1 protein-coding gene is annotated in these 3,676 nt (G+C 64.1%); it reads right to left on the reverse strand.

All coding sequences use genetic code 11. The features are described 5' to 3' along the window. Positions 1–138: 138 nt before the first annotated feature. Positions 139–3,426 (reverse strand): PDZ domain-containing protein, encoded by a 3,288-nt coding sequence (locus VMW12_04295; protein ID HUZ48950.1) that lies wholly within the window; start codon positions 3,424–3,426, stop codon positions 139–141. Between the last annotated feature and the right edge of the window lie 250 nt (positions 3,427–3,676).

Raw genomic sequence — 3,676 nt, forward strand, 5'->3', positions numbered from 1 at the left:
TCTGCGCGTAGTTCTTATTCTCCTCGACGATGACAAAAATATGTGCGTAGCGAGGCATCTGCGCGTCGAGTGCGCCGACTCCCGAGCGGGAAACCGCGGCGGCGATCGTCAGGAAGACGAGCGCGAATCCGGCGAGTTTCACGGCCGGACCGGCGGGAGCACCGGGTGATGATTCGGATAGGGCGGAACGGCATAGTGCGGCAGCGGACGTTCGCGCAGGAGCCGCAGCGCCGCTTCGACCGCGGCCTCCAACTGCGGGTCGTGTCCCTCGCGCACGAGCCGGGGATCTTGCTGCACGTCGACGTTCGGTGCGACGCCGTGGCCTTCGACTTCCCAATGACCGTGGAGACCTCCGATGGCGATACGCGGCGCCATGACGTCACCGCCGTCCATCAGCGGCGGATAGCCGCCGATTCCGACCAAGCCACCCCACGTGCGAACGCCCACGAGTGGCCCGAGGCCGGCTTTACGAAACAGCCACGGCATCGCATCACCGCCGGAGCCCGCATACTCGTTGATGACCATCACCTTCGGGCCGTTGATCGCAAGCGGCGGGTCCAGGTACGCTTCACCGTCGCGTGCGCGAATAATCGCGCGTGCGTGGCGACTCAGAAGGTCGATGACGTAATCGGCGATCTGACCCCCGTGATTGTAGCGCTCGTCCAGAATCACGCCCTCACGATTCACCTGAGCGAAGAAGTATCGGTTGAAGTTTGTGAATCCTCCGAACGCGGTGTCCGGCATGTAGACGTACGCGAGCCTGCCACCGCTCAAGCGGTCGACGAGACGCCGGTTCCCTTCGATCCAGTTCAGTTTTCGAAGGTTCGCCTCGCTGGCCAACGGGACGACGGTGACGTTTCGCGCGCCGGTCCCGTCGGGATTGGGGCCGACGCGAATCGTCGTCTGCTTACCGGCGGTCTCCTGAAAGAACGCGTAGACTTCGCGACCCGTGGTGACGGGCGTACCGTTTACGGCAAAGAGATACTCGCCGGCCTTGACGTTCACTCCGGGTTGCGTGAGCGGAGCGTGGAGCTGCGGATTCCAGTTCTCGCCGTCGTAGATCTTCGCGAAGCGCCAGTGACCGTTGGCGATCGTATAGTCGGCGCCCAGCAAGCCGATGTTCACGCGAAGCGGATACGGCGTCGACGCAGGGCCGGCCACCCAGAGGTGCCCGACGGAGAGATAACTGAGCATCTCGTGCGTTAGATACGTGAAGTCATCGCGTGAGGCGAGCCCGGGAAGGAAGACGGAGAACCGCCGCTCGGCCGCGGCGATATTTAGACCGTGATAGTGCTGATCGTAGAAGAAATCGCGCTCGATCCTCCAGGTCTCACGATACATCTGTGCCCACTCTTCCCGAGGAACGACATAGACGGTCATCGCGGATGTTGCTAGGGTTCCTTCACCCGCTTTGGGCGGCTGCGATGTTCCGACGATCGCCCACGTCGAAGCTCCCGGCGCAGCACCGGAATGCTGGAGCAGCATCTTCTTTCCGTCGGCACAGATCGTATAGCCGCTGACTCCCTGTGCCCAGGGCGTCAGGTGTTGCGATGCCAGGTCGAACCGGAAGAGTGCGAGTGCCGGCGGCGCCTCGCCGACGGCGACGAGCGGCGCCTCGGAGAGAAAGATGTTTCCGGCTGCACCGGCCTGCAACGATGCGAAGTTTCCGGCCGGGATGGGGAGCGCGACGATGCGCTGACCGATGCCGGCGAAATCGATCGCTGCCCTGCGCGGCCTCGGCGACGCTGCCGGCCGCACCGGCTCATCGCTGCTCGTCGCCTCGTCGTCGCTGCGTGGAGCGATCGGTGAGGCTATCGAGCTCTGCAATACGGCAGCGTACACGTTATTCGTCACGGGACGCTCGTCGGATTCCATGTCGAGCCCGTAGGCGGCCAAGCCGGTGTCCGTACTCGAGAGAAAGTACAGGTACTTGCCGCTGCGGTCGAAGGCGGGACTCGTCGAATCGCTCATGCCGTCGGTGATCTGGTGCGTCGCACGCGCAATGGTGTCGTAGGTGAATATCGCGTGGAGGAAGTTCGGCAGCTCTTTCGAGTACGCCAGGTACCGGCTGTCCGGCGACCACGACGCGTCCAAAGGGTTCGGACCGAAACCCTCGTACGGCTGCTCCCCGATCTTCACGGCGCGCGGATGCGTTTCGCTGAGGTCGATCACGTATATCCCTAAGTGCTTGTCGGCATACGCGATCTTCTTGCTGTCAGGCGACCAGAGCGGCGAGTAGTAAAATGACGGGTGCGGTTCCAGCGCATAGACGCGTTCTGGCTGCAGGCCTAGCTGATCGCGTACGTGCAGCGCATATTCGCCGCCGGCATCGGAGAAGTACGCGATCCACTTCCCGTTCGGGGACCACGCCGGGCTGCGCTCCTCGATGCCGGGCGTTTGCGTAAGGTTACGGGTGCTACCGTGCTCCGCCGGCACCGTGAAAATATCGCCGTGCGCTTCGAACACGGCGCGTACGCCGCTTGGGGAGATGCCCGCGTTTTGGATTTGGGCGCCGGCCGCCTCCCAGTGCGGGCGAACCTGGGGCATGTCGGCACGTATCGCGATCGGAATCTCGCGCTGGGTGCCCGAGCGGGGATCGTACAAGTGGATCGAGTCGAACTGCGAGTACACGATCTCACCGTCATTTGCCGACGCGGAGATGATATCGAAGCCGTGACGGTTCGCGACGACTTGGCGCACGGTGTGCGAACGCGTATCGTACGCATAGAGCGCGTACGACCCGCCTCGGTCCGAAACGAAGTAGATCGACTCGCCGACCCACATCGGAAAGCGGTCGTTCGAGTTACTCCTGGGAATCGCGACGACAGACGAGTTCGCTAGATTCGCGATCCAGATCGGTGTCGTCTGGCCGCCGCGGTACCCTTGCCAGAACGGCTCCCACTGGTTGTTCGGAACGTACGCGAAGTGGGTTGCGTCGGACGAGTACGAGCCCGCACTCACGTCCGGCAGCGGGAGCGCGCGCGCGAATCCGCCGTGCGGCGAGATCTCGTAGGCTTGCGTCGCGTCCGTGGGGCTGTTTCGCCCGGACCGGAAGAGCACGCTCTGGCCGTCCGGCGTCCAGCCGATGACGACGTCGGCACCCGGATGGTACGTCACGCGCGTGGGTTCACCGCCGCTTGCGGGGACCGTGAAGACGTTCACGTTCCCGTCGTAGTCGGCGCTGAACGCGATCGTTCTGCCGTCGGGCGAGAAGAACGGCGCGCTTGCGAGGCCGTATCCAGTGACGAGTCGTCGCGCTTCACCGCCACGACGGCCTACCGTCCAAATATCGCCTCCGTAGACGAAGGCGATTCCCGTCCGACTGACGGTCGGCGACTGCAAGAGCAGTGGCACAACCGCGGACGCTTGTGCGATGCACACGCAAAGAAGCGCGGCGGCGACGATCGTGGCGCGCAGAATCGGCATGACGAGTCGGTTTTCCAAGCACGAACCCGTACCTGCCCCACGCGGACGAGCACAATGTACGACCTCGCAGCGAGCGCTTCGCGCGCCGGGAGCGCAACGCGCACGCCGCGAGCGACGCTCTGGGGTGGCTGGATTCGAACCAACGATGGCGGAGTCAAAGTCCGCTGCCTGTCCCGAGCGCGCTTCGCGCGCCCAGGGGCCCGAATGTTGAAGATTCCGCTTCGGCGCTATGCGCCTTCGCTGCGGCAAG

Source organism: Candidatus Dormiibacterota bacterium, assembly GCA_035532835.1.
GTDB lineage: Bacteria > Vulcanimicrobiota > Vulcanimicrobiia > Vulcanimicrobiales > Vulcanimicrobiaceae > DAHUXY01.